This is a genomic window from Pseudoponticoccus marisrubri (genome assembly GCF_001482405.1).
In the GTDB taxonomy this organism is placed as follows: domain Bacteria; phylum Pseudomonadota; class Alphaproteobacteria; order Rhodobacterales; family Rhodobacteraceae; genus Pseudoponticoccus; species Pseudoponticoccus marisrubri.
In genome coordinates this window covers 76651-99028 of record NZ_LPXO01000009.1, presented here as the reverse complement: position 1 = coordinate 99028, position 22378 = coordinate 76651, and the positions used below count along the sequence as shown (strand labels likewise).

Below are 22378 nucleotides of genomic sequence, written 5' to 3'. Positions count from 1 at the left end.
ATGGGCGGATCACCCCGCGCCGTCATCGCCCGGGAGGTCCGCCATCATGAGCCTGAAACCACGCATCGATGCGGCCGTCTCGCGCGCCATCGCCCATGGGCAGGGCCGCGCGCAAGGCCCGGGCGGCGAGGCCGTGCCGCAGAAGCTGGCCTCGGCGCTGCATTACGCGACCACGCCGGGCGGCGCGCGGATCCGGCCCACCATCCTTTTGTCGGTCGCGCTGGCCTGCGGCGATGACCGGCCCGATGTCTCGGATGCCGCGGCCGCCGCGCTGGAGCTGATCCACTGTGCGAGCCTTGTGCATGACGACCTGCCCTGTTTCGACGACGCGGCCCTGCGGCGCGGCAAGCCCTCGGTGCATCGCGCCTATGGCGAGCCGCTGGCCGTGCTGACCGGCGACAGCCTGATCATCCTCGCCTTCGAGGTGCTGGCCCGCACCGGCACGGTGGATGCGGCGCGCGCCGCGCAGCTGGTGCTGACGCTGGCGCAGCGCACCGGCATGCCCGGCGGGATCTGCGCCGGGCAGGGCTGGGAGAGCGAGGACAAGATCGACCTCGCTGCCTATCACCGGTCCAAGACCGGGGCGCTGTTCACCGCCGCCACCCAGATGGGGGCGATCGCGGCGGGGCAGGAGGCCGAGCCCTGGTTCGAGCTGGGCGACCGGATCGGCGCCGCGTTCCAGGTGGCCGACGACCTGCGCGACGCGCTCTGCGATGTCTCGGAATTGGGCAAGCCGGTGGGGCAGGACGATCTGCATGGCCGGCCCAACGCGGTGGCTGAGCTGGGCGTCGACGGCGCGATGTCGCGGCTCAAGGACATCCTGGGCGGGGCCATCGCCTCGATCCCGTCCTGCCCGGGCGAGGCCGCGCTGGCGCAGATGGTCACGCTGACGGCGCAGAAGATCATCCCGCAAGCCGCCGTGGCCGCCGCGCGGGGCTAGACCGGTGGCGGATGTGGCGGGGCAGGGGGCCATGCGCCGGCCCGGGGCGGGCTGGCTGACCCGGCTGATCGCCGATCCCGGCTTCCAGCGGCGCGCGGCCCGTTGGCCGCTGCTGCGGCGGCTGGCCCGGCGTGACGGCGCGCAGCTATTCGACATCGTGCAGGGCTTCGTCCGCTCGCAGGCGCTGCTGGCGCTGGTCGAGCTGGACCTGCCCGAGCGGCTGCTGGCCGGGCCCGCGCCGGTGGCGCAACTGGCGCTGGAGAGCGGGCTGAGCCCCGAGCGCATGGCGCTGCTGATCCGCGCGGGCGTGGCGCTGGGGCTGCTGCGGCAGCGCCGCGACGGCTGCGTGACGCTGACCCGGCAGGGCGCGGCGCTGGCCGGCGTGCCGGGGCTGCAGGCGATGATCCGCCATCACGGCGCCTTCTACCGCGACATGGGTGATCCCGTGGCGCTGTTGCGCGGCGGGGCCGAGACCGAGCTGGCCGCCTTCTGGCCCTATGTCTTTGGCGCCGAGGGCGCCGCCGATCCCGAGGTGGCCGCCACCTATTCCGAGGTCATGGCCCAGTCGCAGCGCCTGGTGGCCGGCGACACGCTGGCACAGGTGGACCTGCGCGGCGCAAGGCGGCTGATGGACGTGGGCGGCGGCACGGGCGCCTTCCTCGAAGAGGCGGCAGCGCAGGCCCCGGGGGCCCAGCTGGTCCTGTTCGACCTGCCGGCGGTGGTTGCGGGCGCCCGCGACCGGTTCGACCGCGCCGGCCTGTCCGACCGGGTCGAGATCGTGCCCGGCTCGTTCCGCGACGACCCGCTGCCGCGCGGCGCAGATGTGATCACATTGGTCCGGGTGCTCTACGATCACGCCGATGACACGGTGGCGGCGCTGCTGCGCGCGGCCTTCGACGCGCTGGAGCCGGGCGGACGGCTGGTGATTTCCGAGCCCATGTCGGGCGGGACGCGTCCCGATCCGCAGACCGATCTCTATTTCGCCTTCTACACGCTGGCCATGCGCACCGGGCGCACCCGCTCGGCCGAGGAGATCGGCGCGCTGTGCCGCGCTGCCGGGTTCGATGCGATTCGCGCGCCGCGCCCGCGCCGGGCCTATGTCACGGCCTGCGTCGAGGCTGTTAAGCCAGCCTGACACATGAGTTGTCAGTACCGATTGACATGCGGATGTGTCAGGTTAAACTGACAGCGTGGTGCAAGACCCGGGTTGGAGCGACCCGCCGCGAATCGCCACGACGAGGGGGAGGGAGATCATGCAAACGCACGCCATTTGCCTGCATGGCCCGCGGCAATTGTCGCTGGATGCGCTGGCGCTGGCCGCGCCCGGTCCCGCCGACCTTGTCGTCGAGACGCGGCATTCGGGCATCTCTACCGGCACCGAGAAACTGTTCTGGACCGGCGAGATGCCGCCCTTTCCCGGCATGGGCTATCCGCTGGTGCCCGGCTACGAGGCCACCGGCGAGGTGGTCGAGGCCGGGGCCGAGAGCGGCTTTCGCGTGGGCGAGAGTGTCTTTGTCCCTGGTGCCAATTGCTACGAGGGCGCGTTCGGCCTGTTCGGCGCGGCCTCCAGCCACATGGTGACGCCGGCCGCCCGGGTGGCCCGTGTCGATTCGGGCCTTGGTGCCGAGGCGGCGCTGCTGGCGCTGGCGGCCACGGCGCGGCACGCGCTGGCAGGCCTGCGCACCGATCTGCCCGAGCTGATCGTCGGCCATGGCGTTCTGGGCCGGCTGCTGGCACGGCTGACCCTGGCCGCCGGCGGTCCGCCCCCCACCGTGTGGGAGATCGACCCCCTGCGCCAGGGCGGGGCCGAGGGCTATGAGGTGCTGACTCCGGACGCCGATCCGCGCCGCGACTACGGCGCCATCTACGATGTCTCGGGCGATGCCGGGCTGCTCGACACGCTGGTCGGGCGGCTGACCCGGGGCGGCGAGATCGTGCTGGCCGGCTTCTACGCGCAACCGCTGCAATTCGCCTTTCCGCCTGCCTTCATGAAGGAGGCCCGGCTGCGGGTCGCGGCGGAATGGGCGCCCGAGGATCTGCAGGCGGTGCGCGCCCTTCTCGAGGCCGGCGCGCTGTCGCTGGACGGCCTCATCACCCATCGCAGCGCGGCGCGGGATGCGGAGGCGGCCTATGCCACGGCCTTCGGCGATCCCGCCTGCCTGAAAATGATCATCGACTGGAAGGACCAAGCATGAAGGACGACGTGCAGAAAGGCCAAGTGCCCGATCTGAGCGATTTCGACCGACGCCTGCGCGACGAGGCGCAGGAGGACCTGGCCGACGTGCTGCCGACCGAGGCGACCAAGAAGACGCAGATCATCGCCATCTACGGCAAGGGCGGAATCGGCAAGTCCTTCACGCTGGCCAACCTCAGCCACATGATGGCCGAGCAGGGCAAGCGCGTGCTGCTGATCGGCTGCGATCCGAAATCGGACACCACCTCGCTGCTCTTCGGTGGCAAGGCCTGCCCGACGATCATCGAGACCTCGACCAAGAAGAAGCTGGCGGGCGAGGAGGTGGCCATCGGCGATGTCTGCTTCAAGCGCGGCGGCGTCTTCGCCATGGAGCTGGGCGGTCCCGAAGTGGGCCGCGGCTGTGGCGGGCGCGGCATCATCCACGGCTTCGAGCTGCTGGAGAAGCTGGGCTTCCACGACTGGGATTTCGACTACGTGCTGCTGGATTTCCTGGGCGACGTGGTCTGCGGCGGTTTCGGCCTGCCCATCGCGCGGGACATGGCGCAGAAGGTGATCCTGGTCGCCTCGAACGACCTGCAGTCGCTTTACGTGGCCAACAATGTCTGCTCGGCGGTGGAGTATTTCCGCAAGCTGGGCGGCAATGTCGGCGTCGCGGGTCTTGTGGTGAACAAGGATGACCATTCCGGCGAGGCGCAGGCCTTTGCCGAGGCGGTGAACATCCCCGTGCTGGCCAGCATCCCGCAGGATGACGACCTGCGCAAGAAATCGGCCAACTACCAGATCGTCGGCACGATGGAGAGCCACTGGGGCCCGCTCTTTGCCGAGCTGGGGCTGAACGTCTCGGATGCGCCGCCGGTGCGGCCGGCGCCGCTGGACCAGGACGGGCTGCTGAACCTGTTTGACGGATCCGAGACCGGCGCCGGCGTGACGCTGGAGCCCGCCACCGACAGCGACATGCGGGGCAAGAATGCCGCGCCGCGCGAAAGCCTCGAGGTGATCTATGACGACGCCTGATCGCGACACCGTGCTGCGCGAGGTGCGCGCCATGCTGGCCCGCGCCCGCCCCGAGCAGATCGAACGCCTGTTGCGCGACATCCGCGACACTGGCGGCGGCGGAGAGGCGGCATGAGCGAGACCGTCTACGACGATGCCGCCGCCGTGCCGGTCCTGACGACCGAGTCCGAGCGCGCCACCCAAGCGCCCGAGCAGGCCTCGGCCGGGGGCGCCATGGGCTGCCATTCCACCGCCGAGATGGACAAGGCCGCGCGCGCCGCCGGCCAGTCCGAGATCCTCGACCAATACGCCCGCGACTACCCGCAGGGCCCGCATGACAAGCCGCAGAGCATGTGTCCCGCCTTCGGGTCGCTGCGTGTCGGGCTGCGCATGCGCCGCGTGGCCACCGTGCTGTCGGGCTCGGCCTGCTGTGTCTACGGGCTCAGTTTCGTGTCGCATTTTTACGGTGCGCGCCGCTCGGTCGGCTACGTGCCGTTCAACTCCGAGACGCTGGTCACCGGCAAGCTCTTCGAGGACATCCGCGCCGCCGTGCACGAGCTGGCCGATCCCGAGAAGCTGGACGCCATCGTGGTCACCAATCTCTGCGTGCCCACCGCCTCGGGCGTGCCGCTGCGGCTGCTGCCCGACGAGATCGACGGCGTGCGCATCGTTGGGATCGACGTGCCGGGCTTCGGCATCCCGACCCATGCCGAGGCCAAGGACGTGCTGGCCGGCGCCATGCTGAACTATGCCCGCCAGGAAGTGCAGGCCGGGCCGGTCGCGGCGCCCGATGGCGGCCGGCAGGAGCTGCCCACCGTCACCCTGCTGGGCGAGATGTTCCCGGCCGACCCGGTGATGATCGGGCGCATGCTGGCGCCGATGGGGCTGGCCGCGGGGCCGGTCGTGCCCTGCCGCGAATGGCGCGAGCTCTATGCCGCACTCGATTGCGGCGCGGTGGCGGCGATCCATCCGTTCTACACCTCGGCCATCCGCGAGTTCGAGGCGGCGGGCCGCCCGGTGCTCGGCTCCGCCCCCGTGGGGGTCGAGGGGACCGCCGACTGGCTGGCCGCGATCGGCGACGCTTTCGGGCTGGCCGCCGACAAGGTGGCCGCGGCGCAGAACGCCTTTGTGCCCGCGGTGCGCGGCGCTCTGGCCGGTGCGCAGATCGACGGCACGGTGACGGTCTCGGGCTACGAGGGCTCGGAACTGCTGGTTGCGCGGCTGCTGATCGAAAGCGGCGCGCGCGTGCCCTATGTCGGAACGGCCTGCCCCAAGACGCGGTTCTCGGCCGCGGATGCGGAGTGGCTGGCGGCGCATGGCGCCAAGGTGGTGTTCCGCGCCTCGCTCGAGGATGACCTCTCGGCGATGGAGGCGATCCGGCCCGACCTGGCCATCGGCACGACGCCGGTCGTGCAGAAGGCCAAGGCGATGGGGATCCCGGCGCTCTACTTCACCAACCTGATCTCGGCACGTCCGCTGATGGGACCGGCCGGGGCCGGCAGCCTGTCGCAGGTGGTCGGCGCGGCCATTGCCGGCAAGGAACGCATGGAGGCCATGCGCGACTTCTTCGAGGACGTGGGCGCGGGCGAGACCGCCGGTGTCTGGGAGGGCGATCCCAACCGCCACCCGGAGTTCCGCGAGCGCTATGCCAAGAAGCTGGAAAAGCAGGCCCGCGCCGCCAAGGCGGAGCAGATGATATGAGGGCTGTTTTCACGGAACATCAGACATGCCGCGAGGCAACGTTTGGCGATGCCGAACGCGCAGCTTTCCCTTCCGGTTGCCACGGTCAGGCGCGTATGCGCCACGCCCGACCTCGGGTGGGCCATGCCGCAGTCAAGACGTCTGCTCTTGAAGGCCCCGTCGCCGCATTCTCGACGACTGTGCCGACAAAAGCCCTCCCGGGTGGGAGGTCGGGCTTGGCGCATGCGCGCCGGGTGGTCGACTTGATCGGCGTTCCGCACGCCTCCGACCCGGAGGTCCGCCCATGCTGATCCAGGACCATGACCGCGCCGGCGGCTACTGGGGTGCCGTCTATGCCTTCACCGCGGTGAAGGGGTTGCAGGTGGTGATCGACGGGCCCGTCGGCTGCGAGAACCTGCCGGTGACCAGCGTGCTGCACTATACCGACGCGCTGCCCCCGCACGAGTTGCCCATCGTGGTTACCGGGCTGGGCGAGGACGAGATGGGCAAGGGCACCGAGGACGCCATGGAACGGGCGTGGAAGGTGCTGGACCCCGCTCTGCCGGCCGTGGTCGTCACCGGCTCCATCGCCGAGATGATCGGCGGCGGCGTGACGCCGCAGGGCACCAATATCCAGCGCTTCCTGCCGCGCACCATCGACGAGGACCAGTGGGAGGCCGCCGACCGCGCCATGACCTGGCTCTTCACCGAGTTCGGCATGACCAAGGGACGGATGCCGAAAGAGGCCAAGCGCGCGGAAGACGCCGCGCCGCGGGTCAACATCCTGGGCCCCATGTATGGCACGTTCAACATGCCCAGCGACCTGGCCGAGATCCGGCGCCTGGTCGAGGGGATCGGCGCCGAGGTCAACATGGTGATGCCGCTGGGCGCCCACCTGGCCGAGATGCGCGGGCTGGTGAATGCCGATGTGAACATCTGCATGTATCGCGAGTTCGGCCGCGGCCTCTGCGAGGTCCTGGGCAAGCCCTACCTGCAGGCGCCGGTGGGCATCGACAGCACCACGAAGTTCCTGCGCACGCTGGGCGAGATGCTGGGGCTCGACCCCGAACCCTTCATCGCGCGCGAGAAACATTCCACGATCAAGCCGGTCTGGGATCTCTGGCGCTCGGTCACGCAGGATTTCTTTGCCACGGCCAGTTTCGGCATCGTCGCGAACGAGACCTATGCCCGCGGCATCCGGCATTTCCTGGAAGGCGACCTGGGCCTGCCCTGCGCCTTTGCCGTGGCCCGGGTGGCCGGCGCCAAGACCGACAATGACGCGGTGCGCAGCCTGCTGGCCGAGCACCGGCCGCTGATCCTGATGGGCTCGATCAACGAGAAGATGTACCTGGCCGAGCTGGCCGCGGGGCACGGGCCGAAACCGGCCTTTATCCCGGCCAGCTTTCCCGGCGCGGCGATCCGGCGGCACACCGGCACGCCCTTCATGGGTTATGCCGGCGCGACCTACCTGCTGCAGGAGGTCTGCAACGGGCTGTTCGACGCGCTGTTCCACATCCTGCCGCTGGGCACCGAGATGGATGCCGCCCCCGCCACGCCGACGCGGCTGCGCCGCGACATGGCCTGGGACGAAGACGCGCAGGCCGAGCTTGACCGGATCGTGGCGGCACATCCCGTGCTGACCCGGATCTCGGCCGCCAAGCAATACCGTGACGCCGCCGAGCAGGCGGCGCTGGACACCGGTGCCGAACGGGTCGGCATCGAAACCGTTCTGTCGGTCGCGCCCGCGGCGCGGCACAGCTCCAAGGAGGCATGACCATGGCCGATTTCACTTCAGACGTTCCGCACCGCGCACCGCGTCGTCGCGGGGCCGAGTTCCACACCTATTTCGTGCTGATCTTCCTGGCCGCGCTGCCCTTCTCGACGGTCCGCTGGGTCGTCGACATCGCGCAGCGTCGGACGCTCAACATGCGCGGGCCGCTGGCCCGGGCCTGGGCCGAGGCCGACCGGATCACGCCGCTTCTTTTCACGGCCTGACAGGGGCCGTTCCCATGTGCCTGCCGGATCCCGGCGGGCCGCAAGCCTGGCCGCCCCCGAGGGGTGGACAGAACCGGCGGGGGGGCAGCCCCCACCAACCCGGCCGCAGGGGGTGCGGCGTCAGCATGACGTTCCGGAGGAAAGTGCATGTCTGAAAATACCGATCTGTCGTTCACAGGTCTGACCGACGAACAAGCCCAGGAGCTGCACTCCGTCTACATGAGTGGCCTCTGGCTGTTCGTTGCGGTCGCAGTGGTTGCCCATCTCGCGACCTACATCTGGGCTCCGTGGTTCTGAGGAAATGGATATGGCGAAGTTCTACAAGATCTGGCTCGTATTCGATCCGCGCCGTGTGTTTGTCGCACAGGGCGTCTTCCTCTTCCTGCTGGCGGTGATGATTCACCTGGTGGTGCTGTCGAACGGTGTGAACTGGTTCGAGAATGCCGCTGCGTCGCGCGCCGCCGCATCTGAGTGAATACGACGGCTTTTCAGCCCAATGAAATTGCTGCGGGCGGCCCGCCCGCCCGCGGCGAACCGGACGATTGAAGGAAGACGGCCTCGCATCGAGCGCCGCCAAACGCGGAGATTAGAAGATGGCATTGCTCAGCTTCGAAAAGAAATATCGCGTCCGCGGGGGGACGCTGATCGGCGGCGATCTGTTCGACTTCTGGGTGGGGCCCTTTTACGTGGGCTTCTTCGGGGTCACGACGGCGTTTTTCGCCCTTCTGGGCACGATCCTGATCTTCTGGGGGGCCGCCCAGCAGGGCACCTACAACCCCTGGCTGATCAACATTGCACCGCCAGACCTGAGCTACGGGCTGGCCATCGCGCCGCTCAACGAGGGCGGGTTGTGGCAATTCATCACCATCTGCGCCACGGCCAGCTTCGTCAGCTGGGCCCTGCGCGAGGTCGAGATCTGCCGCAAGCTGGGCATGGGCTATCACGTGCCCTTCGCCTTCAGCGTGGCGATCTTCGCCTATGTCACGCTGGTCATCTTCCGGCCGCTGCTGATGGGCGCCTGGGGGCACGGCTTTCCCTACGGCATCTTCAGCCATCTCGACTGGGTGTCGAACACCGGCTACGCCTACCTGCATTTCCATTACAACCCGGCCCACATGCTGGCGGTGACGCTGTTCTTCACCACCACGCTGGCGCTGGCGCTGCATGGCGGGCTGATCCTCTCGGCGGCCAATCCCGAGAAGGGCGAGATCATGAAGACGCCCGATCACGAGGACACGTTCTTCCGTGACTTCATCGGCTACTCGGTGGGCACGCTGGGCATTCACCGGCTGGGCTTCCTGCTGGCGATCAATGCCGGCTTCTGGAGCGCGGTCTGCATCATCATCTCGGGCCCGGTCTGGACCAAGGGCTGGCCGGAATGGTGGAACTGGTGGCTCGAGCTGCCGATCTGGGGTCCGATGGCGGGGTTGAGCCAATGAGCGTCGAATATCAGAACATCTTCACCCAGGTGCAGGTCCGCGGACCGGCCGAGATGGGGACCGACGATTACGGCACCCTGATGGAGGAGCGCTCGACCGGGGCGGGGTTCTCGAACCTGCTGGGCTGGTTCGGCAATGCGCAGCTGGGTCCGATCAACCTTGGCATGGCGGGCGTCGTCTCGATCGCGTCGGGCATCGTGTGGCTGAACATCATCGGCTTCAACATGCTGGCGCAGGTCGACTGGTCGATCCCGGAATTCCTGCGGCAGCTGTTCTGGCTGGCGCTGGAGCCGCCCAGCCCCGAATACGGCCTGTCCATCCCGCCGCTGAACGATGGCGGCTGGTACATCATCGCCAGCTTCTTCCTGCTGTTTTCGGTCATGGCCTGGTGGTACCGGTCCTGGCAGCTGGCGGCCGAGCAGAAGATGGGCAAGCACGTCTTCTGGGCCTTCGGCAGCGCCATCTGGCTGTTCCTGGTGCTGGGCCTGTTCCGGCCGGTGCTGATGGGATCGTGGTCCGAGGCGGTGCCCTACGGGATCTTCCCGCATCTCGACTGGACCACGGCCTTCTCGATCCGCTACGGCAACCTCTACTACAACCCGTTCCACTGCCTCTCGATCGTGTTCCTCTATGGTTCGGTCCTGCTCTTCGCCATGCATGGCGCGACGATCCTGGCCGTGACCCGCTATGGCGGCGACCGCGAGCTGGAACAGATCGTCGACCGTGGCACGGCGACCGAGCGCGCCGCCCTGTTCTGGCGCTGGACCATGGGGTTCAACGCCACCATGGAGGGCATTCACCGCTGGGCCTGGTGGTTCGCCGTGCTCACGCCGATCACCGGCGGCATCGGGATCCTGCTGACCGGCACCGTGGTGGACAACTGGTTCATCTGGGCACAGGAGCACAATTTCGCGCCCATGTATGACGGCAGCTACGGCTACGAGGCCTACGGGTCCTATGAAGCCTTCATCGGTCAGGAGTGAGGACGATGCTTCCCAAGTGGTTCAACGACTGGAACAGCAAGAATCCGACCGATATCTACGGCCCCGCGGTGCTCGTGGGGGCCGTGGGGGCGGCGGTCTTCGTGGCGGCGATGCTGGTCAGCTTCGGCCAGCCCTTCGCCACGGACAGCCTGCAGACCGGCCCGCGCGGCACCGGCATGTCGGTGCCCGAGTTCAAGGCCGATCTCGCCACGCCGGATCCCGACCGGGACGAGGTGTTCGAGAACCCGCCCTACATCCCCGAAGAGGGCGAGGAGCTGGCCGGTGACATCTACGAGAACGTGCAGGTGCTGGGCGATCTCACGGATGCCAACTTCAACCGGCTGATGGCCGCCATGACGACCTGGGTCGCGCCCGATCAGGGCTGTGCCTATTGCCACGGCGAGGGCGGGCTGGAGACCTATGGCGAGGACAATCTCTATACCAAGATCGTCGCGCGCCGCATGATCCAGATGACCCAGGCCATCAACGAGGGCTGGGACGGGCACGTGAACGCCAACAAGCAGGTCGGCGTGACCTGTTTCACCTGCCACCGCGGCCAGAACGTGCCCTCGGACATCTGGTTCAAGATCACGCCGGTCGTGCAGGCCATGGATGGCTGGGGCGCGGTGCAGAACCGGGCGACGCTGCGCTCGCAATACACCTCGCTGCCGGCCGACGCGCTCGAGACCTACCTGCTGGATTACGGCATCATCGGGGTGCACAATCTCGACAGCCGCGTCGCCGAAAGCCCGTCCGACCCGGACGTGCCCACCTGGCAGGATGCCGAGCGGACCTTCGCGCTGATGAATTATGTCAGCAACTCGCTGGGCGTGAACTGCGTCTTCTGCCACAACAGCCGCGCCTTCTACGACGGCGCGCAGGTGACGCCGCAATGGGGCACCGAGAGCCTCGGCATCGGCATGGTGCAGGAGATCAACAACGACTACCTCGTGCCGCTGAAGGACGAGTACCCGCCCGAGCGGCTGGGCCCGATCCATGCCGACGCGCCCAAGGCGGCCTGCAAGACCTGCCACAAGGGCTATCAGCAGCCGCTGCAGGGGCTGAACGTGATCCGCGACTGGCCCGAACTGGCCACGACCGGGGCGCCGGTCTACCCCGAGCCCGAAGCCGAGGCCGAGGAGGCCGAGGCCAGCGAATGACGGTCGGGCCGGGATCCGTCGCGATCCCGGCCCGCCGCCGCCGAGACTTCCGGCCCTTGCAGTCTCATGGGGGCCGGGAGCAGGGGGGGACACCCCCGAACCTTCCTGTTGGCGACAGGAGCAAGGCACCACGCGAAACCCCTTCGTGTCGCGTGGTGCCGCCGCCGCCACCCTCTGCCCGGAACGGGCCGGACCCCCGGGCACCCTGTGCAGCCATGCCGCGCTGCGTCTGAAGGAGCCCTGCCATGACCCGTCCCCTGACGCCCACGCTCGACCGCATCGCCGGCCCCGCGGATTTGCGTGCGCTGGATGACCGAACGCTGGCGCGGCTCGCGGGCGAATTGCGGCAGGAGGTGATCTCGGCCGTGTCGCAGACCGGCGGGCATCTCGGCTCGTCGCTCGGCGTGGTCGAGCTGAGCGTGGCGATCCACGCGGTCTTCAACACCCCTTTCGACAAGCTGGTCTGGGACGTGGGCCACCAGTGCTACCCGCACAAGGTGCTGACCGGGCGGCGCGACCGCATCCGCACCCTGCGCCAGAAGGACGGGCTGTCGGGCTTCACCAAGCGCGACGAGAGCGCGCATGACCCGTTCGGCGCGGCGCACAGCTCGACCTCGATCTCGGCGGCGTTGGGGTTCGCGGTGGGGCGCGACATGGGCCGGCCCACCGGTGACGCGATCGCGGTGATCGGGGACGGCGCGATCAGCGCCGGCATGGCCTACGAGGCGCTGAACAATGCGGGCCACGAGGGGCGGCGGCTCTTCGTGATCCTGAACGACAACGAGATGTCCATCGCCCCGCCGGTGGGCGCGATGTCGAGCTACCTGTCGCGGCTCTATGCCACCGGCCCCATGGTGCAGATGAAATCGCTGGCCGAGGGTTTCGAGTCGATGATGCCGCCGCCCATGCGCGACGGCGCACGCCGCGCCCGGCAGCTGGTGACGGGGCAGGGGGCCGGCACGCTGTTCGACGAGCTGGGTTTCGACTACATGGGCCCGATCGACGGCCACGACATGGGCCAGCTGCTGACCGTGCTGCGCGCCGCGCGCACCCGCGCCATCGGGCCGGTGCTGATCCATTGCTGCACCGTCAAGGGCAAGGGCTATCGCCCGGCCGAGACGGCTGATTGCAAGTATCACGGCGTGGCCAAGTTTGACGTGGCCACCGGCACGCAGGCCAAGGGCACGCCCAACGCGCCCAGCTATACCAGCGTCTTCGGCAAGGCCCTGACCGAGGAGGCCGCGCGCGATCCCGACATCGTCGCGGTCACCGCGGCCATGCCGTCTGGTACCGGCGTGCATATCATGGCCGAGAGATTTCCCGGCCGCGTCTTCGACGTGGGCATCGCCGAGCAGCACGGGGTGACCTTTGCCGCCGGCATGGCGGCCGCCGGGCTCAAGCCCTTCTGCGCGATCTATTCGACCTTCCTGCAGCGCGGCTATGACCAGGTGGTGCATGACGTGGCCCTGCAGGGCCTGCCGGTGCGCTTCGCCATCGATCGCGCGGGGCTCGTGGGCGCTGACGGCGCCACCCATGCCGGCGCCTATGACATCGCCTACCTGTCGAACCTGCCCGGCTTCACCGTGATGGCCGCGGCCGACGAGGCCGAGCTGATGCACATGGTGGCCACCGCCGCCGCGCATGAGGCCGGGCCGATCGCCTTCCGCTACCCGCGCGGCGCGGGCACCGGCGTGGCCCTGCCGGAACGGGGCGAGGCGCTGCCCATCGGACGGGGCCGGGTGCTGCGCGAGGGCAGCACGCTCGCGCTGCTCAGCTACGGCACGCTGCTCGCCGAGGCGCAGGAGGCCGCCGCCATGCTCGAGGCCGAGGGGATCAGCGTCACCGTGGCCGATGCGCGCTTTGCCAAGCCGTTGGACCGCGACCTGCTGACCCAGCTCGCGCGGCACCACGAGGGGTTGATCACGCTGGAGACCGGGGCCGAGGGCGGCTTCGGCTCGGTCGTGCTGCACGCGCTGGCGCGGGGCGGGCTGCTGGATGCCGGGCTGAAGATCCGCCCCATGACGCTGCCCGACCGCGTCATCCACCAGGCCAGCCCCGCCCAGATGTACGAAGAGGCCGGCCTGACCGCCGAGACCATCCGCACCACCGCCCGCCGCCTGCTGGACCGCGAAGCCGGCCTCATCAGCCTGCCGGGTCGGGCGTGAACGGGGGCGCTTCCCGGGCATTAAAAATCGCGGTGTGAAAGTCGCGGTCGATGGGGTTAATCGCGTCCGCACCATCGGCGGCCTCCATCACCTCCAACCGCCGGTTCAGCTGCCGCAGCCGGGCAATCAGCTCAGGCGTTGCCTTTTCGGCAGCGAGCCGCACCGCCTGCTCTTCGAGGATGCGGCGGACCCCAAAGATCTCACGCAGCCGCTTTTCGTCGATCTCGCTGACCTTGATCGAATGGTGCTTGTGGCGGTCGACGATGCCGTTGCCCATCATGACCAGCACCGCCTCGCGGATCGGTGTGACGCCTAGGCCGAGGTCTTCGGCGATCTGCCGCTGGCTGATGATCCGACCGGGTTTGTAAAGCCCTGTTTCAATGGCGTTACGGATCGCGATTTCCGCCACCTCACGCTTGGTGAGCTGTTCGGGAACGGAAGCAGGTCGCGGTGAATTCATGGCTTGGGGTCCGGGCAAATCGTGGGACGAAGAATATGGAGTATCCGTCGGGTTGGGAACACCTTGGTCGGCTCTGTCAGGGTGTTTTCGATGTTTGACAAGCAGATGGGGTGACCCACGGTTACGCGGCTTCGCGTCGAGCGCTTCGACTGACGTCTTCCTGTTGCAGCCGATACCTTCCGCTTCAAGAAGCGATACCGCCCTGCGGGCGTTGGTCCGACAAATGAAGCAGGGCGTCCATGACCGGGGAGGTCTCCCGGATTGCGATGGTCCCGCGTGCCGGGGCAGATCGGGCAAAGCGTGCATCGGCATCTGGGCCGGGCCAGCCAGTGGGGGCGGATCAGGCCTGGGCCTTGACGCGCGTCCATCGAGACCCGTCAGATTGCAGGCGTCACGCGACCGAGAAATCTCCGGCGCCGTTTCCTTGCGGCCTTCGGCGCGCGGGGTCGAATTTGTCAGAAATCGGCAATCTGGCTGTCAAGGACCTGTTACAGGCGTCGCTTAATTCAAGGCGCGCACACGTGTGCTCACGCCCTTTTTCATTCCTATCTCAGATCGGGACACTGCAATGACCATTCTGCGTAACATCCTCGCCTCGACCGCGCTGGTCTGTGCCGGCACCGCCGCGCTGGCCGAAGACGTCACCATCACCGTTTGGGCCGGCGGCTCGAACGAGGCCGACAGCTACCGGATGGATGCCATCGAGCTGGCGGCCGACATGCTGATGCGCGAGCGCGCCATCGAAGGCGAAGAGCTCAACATCACCGTCGAGAAGAAACGCGATTTCGGCGGCTGGGACGATTTCAAGCAGGCCGTGACGCTGGCGGCCGAGGCCGGCACGGCGCCGAACATCGTCGTCACCTCGCATCTGGACATCGCGCCCTGGTCGCAGGCCGGACTGATCGTTCCGGTCGAGGATTACCTCGACATGGACGCCTGGCCGCTGAACGACATCTACGACAACCTGATGGAAATCGCCGCCTTCGACGGCATTCAGTGGGGGCTGCCGCAGGATGCCGAGAGCCGGCCGTTCTTCTTCTGGAAAGAGACCATGCGCGGCATCGGCTATACCGACCAGCAGATCGCCGAACTGCCCGCAAAGGTTGCCGCCGGTGAATACACGCTGGCCAACGTGCTCGAGGATGCCAAGAAGGCCGTGGATGCCGGTCTGGTCGAGGAAGGCTATGGCTTCTATCCGCGCGTCTCGAACGGCCCGGACTACGCCCAGTTCTACCAGTCCTTCGGCGGCGTGCTGCAGGACCCCGACACCGGCAAGCTGGTGCTGGACAAGGCCGCGATGGAAGCGATGTATCAGTTCTTCGTCGATTGCGTCGAAGCCGGCGTGACCCGCAAGAACCATATCGGCACGGATTGGGGCCAGTGGTACAACGAGGTCGCCAACGGCAAGGCTGCGCTCTGGCATGGCGGCACCTGGCACTTTGCCCGCTACACCGGCAAGGAAGGCAATGACGATTTTTTCGGCACGATCGAGTTCTCGCTGATCCCCGCCGGCAACGCGGACGGCCGCGCGAACACGATCACCCATCCGCTGGTGTACCTGATCACCGACCAGGCCGAGGATGATCTGGAAGACATCGCCGCGCAGCTGGTCAAGATCGCCTCGGAGCCGCGGATGAACGCGCTGCACGCGATCAAGTCGGCCCATCTGGGCATCACCCATCAGCAGTCGAATATCGAGCTCTATGCAAATGACCTCTGGGCGTCCGAGGCCACAGAGCGCCTGCTCGGCACGGCCAATGCCCAGCCGAACCACGTCCAGTACGGTGCCTTCTCCGAGACCATGTGGAAGGGGCTCGAAGCGGCCTGGACCGGCGTCAAGTCGCCGGCCGACGCGGTTGCCGAGGTCGAGGCCGAGTTGAAGGCCAAGCTGGGCGACGAACTGATCGTTCGCTGAGATCGACGCAAGAGGGGGCGGTGCGCCGCCCCCTTCCTCTCGCCAAACGGAGGCGGCTCATGAAACGCATGAACTGGCTCGGGCTCGGATTTCTCGCGCCCGCATTGCTCGTCATCGCCCTGTTCTTCCTTGCGCCTGTCATCATGACCGGGTTCTTCGCCTTCACCAACATGAGTACGGCGACCGGGATCACGGGCGGCGACTACATGCTGAACAAGAGCGCCCTGCGCGCGCTTGGCGATGCGGGTCTGCCCGACGCGACACTCGAAAAGCTCGAAGATGCCGGCTACGCGGTCGACGAAAAGGGGCTCGCCGCACTTGCGGCACAGATCGACCAGGAGACCGCCGACGAGTTCGCAAGGCTGCATGGCGGCGAGAGCTTTGCCACGCGCCGCGATGTCGAGCGCGCGCTGAAGGACCTGCGTCAGAACCGCATCCGCAAGACGAGGGACCGCAAGGCGGCGGCCGAACTGTTCAAACGGTCTGTCCTGAACGAACGCTTTGGCACCGAGGCCGAATTCCGTGCCGCCCTCACTGCGGGCGGCATCGCCCCGCGGGATCACGACCAGATCACCGCGCAGGCCTATACCGGTTGGGTCTGGACGACCGAGAACGTCGAGCTGCTCTTCACCCTGCCATCCACGTGGCGCTATGCCGCCAACACTGCGATCTACGTCGCCTTCACCCTGAGCTTCAACGTGGGCTTCGGGCTGTTCCTCGCAATCTCGACCTTCTACCTTCCGGCCGCCCAGGCGGCGACCTTTCGTGCCATCTGGTTCCTGCCGCGCATCCTGCCGCCCGTGCTCTACGTGCTGATGTGGAAATGGTTCACCTGGGACACCGGGTTCCTGTCCACCGTCACCGGCTGGTTCGGCATGAGCCCGAAGAACTGGATGCTGGACAGCCCCACCCATGCCTGGACGACCATCGTGCTCATCAACGGCTTTGTCGGCGCGTCGATGGGGATGATCCTCTTTGCCTCGGCCATACGGGCGATTCCGGCGTCGATGCTGCACGCCTCCGAGGTGGACGGGGCGAACCGCTGGCAACAGGTGCGCTACATCATCCTGCCGCAGCTGCGCTGGCCGATCCTGTTCACCACTGCCTACCAGACGCTCTCGCTGCTGACCTCGTTCGAGTACATCCTGCTGGCCACCGATGGAGGGCCGGGGCGCGCGACCGAGGTCTGGGCGCTGGCCGCCTATCACACCGCGCTGAACAATTACGGCGGCAACCTGCAATACGGTCTGGGCGCGGCCTTTGCGCTGGTGCTGGTGATCATCGGCATCCTCGCGAGCCTCTTCTACCTGCGCCTGTTCAACTTCCGCCAGCTTGTCGGCAAGCCGCTGATCGAGGGATAAGCCAATGCGACACAATTACCGGAACTGGCCGATCCTGCTTGTCCTCGGCATCTTCTCCACGCCGCTGCTGATCATGCTGGTCTTCCAGGTCGTCGACAGCTTCACGCTGAAACAGCCCGGCTCGCTGATCCCCAGCGGCTTCACGCTCGAGCATTTCCGCTTCCTCTGGGAGGAGCTGGACACCGGCCGCGCCGGCATCTGGCGGGTGACGCTCAACACCTTCATCTTCGCGACCACGACGGCCACGGTCGTCACTGCCATCGCGCTGACCGCCGGCTATGCGCTCTCGCGGCTCAACTTCCCGGCCCGGGGGTTCTTTCTTGCCGGTCTGATCGTGCTGCATGCCTTTCCGACGGTGACGCTCATCATCGCGATCTTCCTGATCCTGCAGATCCTCGGCCTGTATGACACGCTGATCGGCGTCATCATCGTCAAGACGGCGCTGGAACTTCCCTTCGGCATCTGGATCATGAAAGGCTTCTACGACACGGTCCCGTGGGAGATCGAGATGGCCGGCGTGCAGGACGGCGCCTCGCGCCTGCGCGTCTGGTGGCAGCTGGTCCTGCCGCAGGTGCAGCCCGGGCTGATGGCGATCCTGATCTTCTCCTTTCTCTCCGGCTGGTCCGAATTCATCCTGCCGCTTGTCCTCGCGCCCGGTTCCGATGCGCAGGTGCTGGCGACCTACATGCAGGCGCTGATCCTCGACGACACCAAGGCCGATTTCGACCTCTTCAAGGCGGTGGGCCTGTTCTACGCCCTGCCGGTGGTCGTCATCTACGTGATCTTCCAGAACAAACTCATGAACATCTACGGCGGAGGTTCAAAGGGCTGATGCAACTCGACCTGATCGGTTTCACGAAACGTTTCGACGGCACCCCTGTTGTCAGCGGCATGGACCTCTCTGTCGCCAGCGGCGAGATGATCGCGCTGCTCGGCCCCTCGGGCTGCGGCAAGTCCACCACGCTCTTCGCGATCTGCGGCATCCACCGGATCGACGAGGGGCGGCTGATGTTCGGCGAGCGCGACGTGTCCGGACTGCCCTCGCAACGCCGCAATGTTGGCGTCGTGTTCCAGAACTACGCGCTCTATCCGCACATGTCGGTCTTCGACAATATCGCCTTCCCGCTGAAGGTGCAGAAAGCCGACAAGGACCAGATCCGACGCCGCGTGGGCGAAATGGCCGAGCTCGTCCATATCGAGACGCTGCTGGACCGGCGTCCGGCGCAGCTTTCGGGCGGGCAGCAGCAGCGGGTGGCGCTGGCGCGTGCGCTGGTGCGCAACCCCGATGTGCTTCTGCTGGACGAGCCGCTGGCCAATCTCGACGCCAAGCTGCGGTTGGAGATGCGCTCCGAGATCCGCCGAATCCAGCAGGAAACGGGGCTCACGGCGATCCTTGTCACCCATGACCAGGTCGAGGCCATGTCCATGTGCGACCGGATCGCGCTGATGAACAACGGCCGGATCGTCCAGATCGACGGGCCGACCCGGATGTATCGCGACCCGATGGACAAGTTCGTCGCGAGCTTTCTCGGCAATCCGCCGATCTCCTTCGTCACGCCGGAGGATCTGCCATGCTTCGGCGCCCCGAAGGCCTGCGCCGAGATCGGTCTGCGCCCCGAGCATGTGGGCCCGCAATTCGGCACCGGCCTGACGGGCGAGGTGCGGTTCGTCGAGACACAGGGCCGCGAGGATCTCTTCGACATAGCGCTGCCGTCGGGCCGGATGATCCGCTCGGTCCAGCCTGCCGGCTCGGGATTGCGGCCCGGTCAGACGGTCGACTGGGGCTATGACGCTGCCGAACTTCTCTGTTTCGATCGCCAGGAGGTACGGCTGTGAGCGACTGGCTGACCCCCTCCCGCCCGTATTCCATCGCCCATCGCGGCGCCTCTGCCTATGCCGCCGATTGCAGCCTTGCCGCCTACGAGAAGGCGGCGCGGCTTGGCGCCGATTTCTGGGAGGTCGATATCCGCTCTGCCGCCTGCGGCACGCTGATCACCTATCACGACGCGGCCCTGCCGGACGGCAAGAGGCTCCGCGACCTGACTGCCGAGCAGATCGCGACCGAAGCGCGGGCCCAGAATGTCCCCGCCGTTCCCTTCCTGTCGGTCGTGGCGTTGGCCGTCGAGACGGGGGCGGGAATTTACGCCGATATCAAGGATCGGGAGGCCACGATCCCGGTCATGAAGGCGCTCAGGGCGCATGGTGTCGAACGGGCCATACTCGGCGCGTTCGACCCGGCCTCTGCCGAGATGCTCGATGCCGCCCAATGTCCCTATCCCCGCGCGGTCCTCGTTCCGCTTGGTGCGGAGCCGTTCGAATATGCCAAGGGGGCCGATATCATCCATCTCTGCTGGGAGCGCATGGAGCGCCCGCAGGACGCGCTGACGCCGGAGTTCTTCGACGAATGCCGGAAGCGGGGTCAGAAGGTGGTGCTGTGGCACGAGGAGGACCCGGACCGGATGGCCGTCCTGTGCAAGCTGCCCGTGCTCGGCATCTGCTCGGACCGGCCCGAGCTTGTCCATCCGTTCCGGCCGCCCGCCGAATGGCCCGTCGAGATCACCTGCCATCGCGGGGCCTGCGAGTTCGCGCCCGAGAACACGCTTCCGTCGACGCATTGCGCCTTTGCCGCGGGCTTCCATTATGTCGAGCTGGACCTGCGTTCGAGTGCCGACGGCCGTGTCTATGTCTTCCACGATGACGAGTTGAGCCGCTGCACCGACGGGCGCGGCTCGTCCACATGGTACGATTTCGAGCATCTGCGCGCCCTCGATGCCGGCAGTCATTTCGACCCGTTCTTTGCCGGCGAGAGGATCCCCGAATTCGCCGAGATCCTCGACATTGCGAAACGCTACGGCGGGCAGCTCTATGTCGAGTTGAAGGATGCCGACCCGGCAGCCACGCTGGCCGCGATCAACGCCGCCGGCATGTTGGAGCGCTGTTTCTTCTGGGCCTACGACCTGCACCGGTTGAACGCGCTGCGCGCGCTCTGCCCCCAAGCGCGGCTGTCGGTGCGGCTGCAGGACGTGCCCTCGCTGGAGGCGGCCCGCGCGTTCAACCCCGAGATTATCGAGTTCACCCTGCAGGACGACCTGACGCAGATTGCCACCTGCCGTGACCTGGGGCTACGCTCGATGCTCGCCTACATGGGCAACAAGCGCACGCATTTCGAACAGATCGCCACCCACCGACCGGATATCGTCAACCTGCATTTCCCCTTTCTCTTCCGGGACTTCCTGGCCGAAAAGTTCCCCGCACATGCCTGACACGCCCCGCAAGCCCACGTCTTTCGACGTCGCCAGACGGGCCGGCGTGCACCGCAGCCAGGTCAGCCGGGCGCTTTCCGGTCAGGGGCGGATGTCGGAGGAGACGCGCAAGAAGGTGATCGAGGCGGCGCGGGAACTGGGCTACCGGGTGAACTTCCTCGCCCGCTCCCTGCAGTCCAGCACTTCCGGGCTTGTCGGTCTCGTGGCCTCGCGGCTCGACACGCCCTACCGCGCGATACAGGTCCGGGCCGCATCACGCGAGCTGCTCTCGCATGGCTTCACCCCGATCCTGCTGACGACCGAGGGCGGCGAGGACAATACCGGCCTCGTCGAGCGGCTGCTGAACTATTCGGTCTCGGGGATGATGATAACCTCGGGTACGCCGTCGAGCGGCATCATCGAGGAATGCGCCAGCCTCAAGGTGCCGGTCGTGCTGATCAACCGCGACCCGACCCTAGAAGGGGCCGACAGGGTGCTGATCGACATCGAGGCCTCGGGGCGCATGGCCTTCGACATGCTGCACGAACGCGGGGGGCAGCGCTTTGCCGTGCTGCAACCGCGGGATCGGACCTATTCCGTGCTGGGACGGGCCCGGGCCTTCGCCGCCTGTTGCCGGGGCGGGGTCGACATCATCGAGATCGAGAACCAGACCTACGAGGCCGGGCTTGCCGCCGCCGACAGTTTCCTGCGGCAGAGCCGCGCCGACTCGGTTTTCTGCACCACGGATCTGATTGCCCTGGGCTTTCTTGACGGGCTGCGCCTGCGGCATGGCGTTTCGGTCCCGGGCGAGGTTCAGGTGCTGGGCTTCGACGACATTCCGCAGGCCGGCTGGCTGTCCAACAGCCTGTCGACCATTCACCAATCCTCGGAAGCCGCTGCCGTCGAGGCCGTCAAGCTGATCCTGAAACGCATCGCCGATCCGTCGCGGCCTTTCGAAACAGGACGTATCCGGATCGCGCCGGTCCACCGCGCCACCACGAGGGGAGAGCCGTCATGACACCGGATCGGATCCTGGACTTCGCGGCCGAACTGGCAGAGGAGGCCGGGCGGCTGGCGCAGGCGTTGCGCAAGGATGCGCCGGCGGATTTCGTCTCGGCAAAGGGCGAGATGGATTTCGTCACGGCGGCCGACCGGACGGTCGAAAGCCTGATCCGCCAGCGCATCGCCGCCGCGTTTCCCGGCGAGACGGTGCTCGGAGAGGAAGAGGGCGGCGCAGCATCCGAGCTGTTCTGGGTTGTCGATCCCATCGACGGGACGACCAATTACCTCAAGGGCCTGCCCGACTGGGGCGTCAGCATCGCCCGTGTCGAGGGCGGCAAGATCACCCACGGGGTGACGGCCTGCCCGGATCTTGCGCTGTTGGCACAGGCGGTGCGCGGCGGTGGCGCATTTCTCGGGGGCGTGCCGATGGCGGCCGTCTTGGACCACCCCGTCGCCATCGTGCAACTCGGCTACTCGACGCGGACCGACCTTGCGCGACATCTCGACCAGCTGAAATGGATCATGTCGCAGGGTGCCGATTACCGGCGCAGCGGTGCGGCCTGCATCGGACTGCTGAACGTGGCGGCGGGCCGGTCGGATGCCTATTACGAAAGACATCTCAACCTGTGGGACGCCGCCGCGGGCCTGCTGCTCGTCTCCGAAGCGGGCGGCACCTGCATGCATGACGATCTCTTGCGGTTCGCGCGAGAGGGCAGCGAAGTGCTCGCACTGGGCGCCTCGGCCTGGGTCGATCGCGTCGATTGGACGGCGTTCCGCGCAGGCGACGATCGCACGTGACCGCGCCCCTCATCCCCCGCGCGCGCGGGTTAGTCCTGTCGAGGATCTGAC

Annotated in this window: 22 protein-coding genes; 21 read left to right on the top strand and 1 reads right to left on the bottom strand. The window is 67.4% G+C overall.

The genetic code is table 11. From position 1 onward, the window contains the following. Positions 1-46 precede the first annotated feature (46 nt). From AVJ23_RS14820 to dxs, 14 genes are all read left to right on the top strand, one after another. Complete coding sequence (locus tag AVJ23_RS14820) at positions 47-940, top strand: polyprenyl synthetase family protein (protein WP_058862990.1); 894 nt, start codon at positions 47-49, stop codon at positions 938-940. Between the two features lie 31 nt (positions 941-971). Continuing rightward, positions 972-2075, top strand: a complete 1104-nt coding sequence (locus tag AVJ23_RS14815) for a methyltransferase (RefSeq protein WP_058862989.1) — start codon at positions 972-974, stop codon at positions 2073-2075. A 118-nt stretch (positions 2076-2193) separates the two neighbouring features. Next, complete coding sequence (gene bchC / locus AVJ23_RS14810) at positions 2194-3135, top strand: chlorophyll synthesis pathway protein BchC (protein ID WP_058862988.1); 942 nt, start codon at positions 2194-2196, stop codon at positions 3133-3135. Next, positions 3132-4148 (top strand): chlorophyllide a reductase iron protein subunit X, encoded by a 1017-nt coding sequence (locus AVJ23_RS14805; RefSeq protein WP_058862987.1) that lies wholly within the window; start codon positions 3132-3134, stop codon positions 4146-4148. Before bchC ends, AVJ23_RS14805 begins: the two co-directional genes overlap by 4 nt. Then, positions 4135-4263 (top strand): hypothetical protein, encoded by a 129-nt coding sequence (locus AVJ23_RS23495; protein ID WP_276203217.1) that lies wholly within the window; start codon positions 4135-4137, stop codon positions 4261-4263. Before AVJ23_RS14805 ends, AVJ23_RS23495 begins: the two co-directional genes overlap by 14 nt. Next, positions 4260-5828 (top strand): chlorophyllide a reductase subunit Y, encoded by a 1569-nt coding sequence (gene bchY, locus AVJ23_RS14800; protein WP_058862986.1) that lies wholly within the window; start codon positions 4260-4262, stop codon positions 5826-5828. The genes AVJ23_RS23495 and bchY overlap by 4 nt, the downstream gene beginning before the upstream one ends. 283 nt (positions 5829-6111) lie before the next feature. Then, a complete protein-coding gene (bchZ, locus tag AVJ23_RS14795) occupies positions 6112-7581 on the top strand; it encodes a chlorophyllide a reductase subunit Z (protein WP_058862985.1) in 1470 nt (489 codons plus the stop codon). 2 nt (positions 7582-7583) lie between these two features. Continuing rightward, positions 7584-7802, top strand: coding sequence for a cytochrome PufQ (gene pufQ, locus AVJ23_RS14790; protein WP_058862984.1), 219 nt, complete (start codon positions 7584-7586; stop codon positions 7800-7802). 147 nt (positions 7803-7949) lie between these two features. Further along, positions 7950-8099, top strand: coding sequence for a light-harvesting antenna LH1, beta subunit (gene pufB, locus AVJ23_RS14785; protein ID WP_058862983.1), 150 nt, complete (start codon positions 7950-7952; stop codon positions 8097-8099). 10 nt (positions 8100-8109) lie between these two features. Then, a complete protein-coding gene (pufA, locus tag AVJ23_RS14780; protein WP_058862982.1) occupies positions 8110-8277 on the top strand; it encodes a light-harvesting antenna LH1, alpha subunit in 168 nt (55 codons plus the stop codon). Positions 8278-8395: 118 nt separating this feature from the next. Then, on the top strand, positions 8396-9241 hold the full coding sequence (gene pufL, locus AVJ23_RS14775) for a photosynthetic reaction center subunit L (RefSeq protein WP_058862981.1): 846 nt from the start codon (positions 8396-8398) through the stop codon (positions 9239-9241). Next, positions 9238-10224: a photosynthetic reaction center subunit M gene (gene pufM, locus AVJ23_RS14770; RefSeq protein ID WP_058862980.1), complete on the top strand. Its 987-nt coding sequence runs from the start codon at positions 9238-9240 to the stop codon at positions 10222-10224. Before pufL ends, pufM begins: the two co-directional genes overlap by 4 nt. A gap of 5 nt (positions 10225-10229) precedes the next feature. Next, positions 10230-11384, top strand: a complete 1155-nt coding sequence (gene pufC / locus AVJ23_RS14765; protein WP_058862979.1) for a photosynthetic reaction center cytochrome PufC — start codon at positions 10230-10232, stop codon at positions 11382-11384. A gap of 245 nt (positions 11385-11629) precedes the next feature. Beyond that, complete coding sequence (dxs, locus tag AVJ23_RS14760) at positions 11630-13549, top strand: 1-deoxy-D-xylulose-5-phosphate synthase (RefSeq protein ID WP_058862978.1); 1920 nt, start codon at positions 11630-11632, stop codon at positions 13547-13549. On the opposite strand, the gene AVJ23_RS23095 is transcribed toward dxs, so the two are convergent. After that, positions 13527-14009, bottom strand: a complete 483-nt coding sequence (locus tag AVJ23_RS23095) for a GntR family transcriptional regulator (protein WP_169795945.1) — start codon at positions 14007-14009, stop codon at positions 13527-13529. The genes dxs and AVJ23_RS23095 overlap by 23 nt on opposite strands. 568 nt (positions 14010-14577) lie before the next feature. Here AVJ23_RS23095 and AVJ23_RS14750 point away from each other — a divergent pair. Genes AVJ23_RS14750 through AVJ23_RS14720 form a run of 7 tightly spaced genes read left to right on the top strand, consistent with a single transcriptional unit; the run spans position 14578 to position 22327 of the window. Beyond that, on the top strand, positions 14578-15924 hold the full coding sequence (locus tag AVJ23_RS14750) for an ABC transporter substrate-binding protein (RefSeq protein WP_058862976.1): 1347 nt from the start codon (positions 14578-14580) through the stop codon (positions 15922-15924). 59 nt (positions 15925-15983) lie between these two features. After that, positions 15984-17285 (top strand): carbohydrate ABC transporter permease, encoded by a 1302-nt coding sequence (locus AVJ23_RS14745; RefSeq protein WP_058862975.1) that lies wholly within the window; start codon positions 15984-15986, stop codon positions 17283-17285. Positions 17286-17289: 4 nt separating this feature from the next. After that, positions 17290-18117: a carbohydrate ABC transporter permease gene (locus AVJ23_RS14740; RefSeq protein ID WP_058862974.1), complete on the top strand. Its 828-nt coding sequence runs from the start codon at positions 17290-17292 to the stop codon at positions 18115-18117. After that, on the top strand, positions 18117-19121 hold the full coding sequence (locus AVJ23_RS14735) for an ABC transporter ATP-binding protein (protein WP_058862973.1): 1005 nt from the start codon (positions 18117-18119) through the stop codon (positions 19119-19121). The genes AVJ23_RS14740 and AVJ23_RS14735 overlap by 1 nt, the downstream gene beginning before the upstream one ends. Then, the gene (locus tag AVJ23_RS14730) at positions 19118-20548 is read left to right on the top strand and encodes a glycerophosphodiester phosphodiesterase (protein WP_058862972.1); all 1431 of its coding nucleotides are present in this window, start codon (positions 19118-19120) and stop codon (positions 20546-20548) included. Before AVJ23_RS14735 ends, AVJ23_RS14730 begins: the two co-directional genes overlap by 4 nt. After that, complete coding sequence (locus AVJ23_RS14725; protein WP_084794612.1) at positions 20541-21545, top strand: LacI family DNA-binding transcriptional regulator; 1005 nt, start codon at positions 20541-20543, stop codon at positions 21543-21545. Before AVJ23_RS14730 ends, AVJ23_RS14725 begins: the two co-directional genes overlap by 8 nt. Beyond that, on the top strand, positions 21542-22327 hold the full coding sequence (locus AVJ23_RS14720) for an inositol monophosphatase family protein (protein ID WP_058862970.1): 786 nt from the start codon (positions 21542-21544) through the stop codon (positions 22325-22327). Before AVJ23_RS14725 ends, AVJ23_RS14720 begins: the two co-directional genes overlap by 4 nt. The last annotated feature ends 51 nt before the right edge of the window (positions 22328-22378 follow it).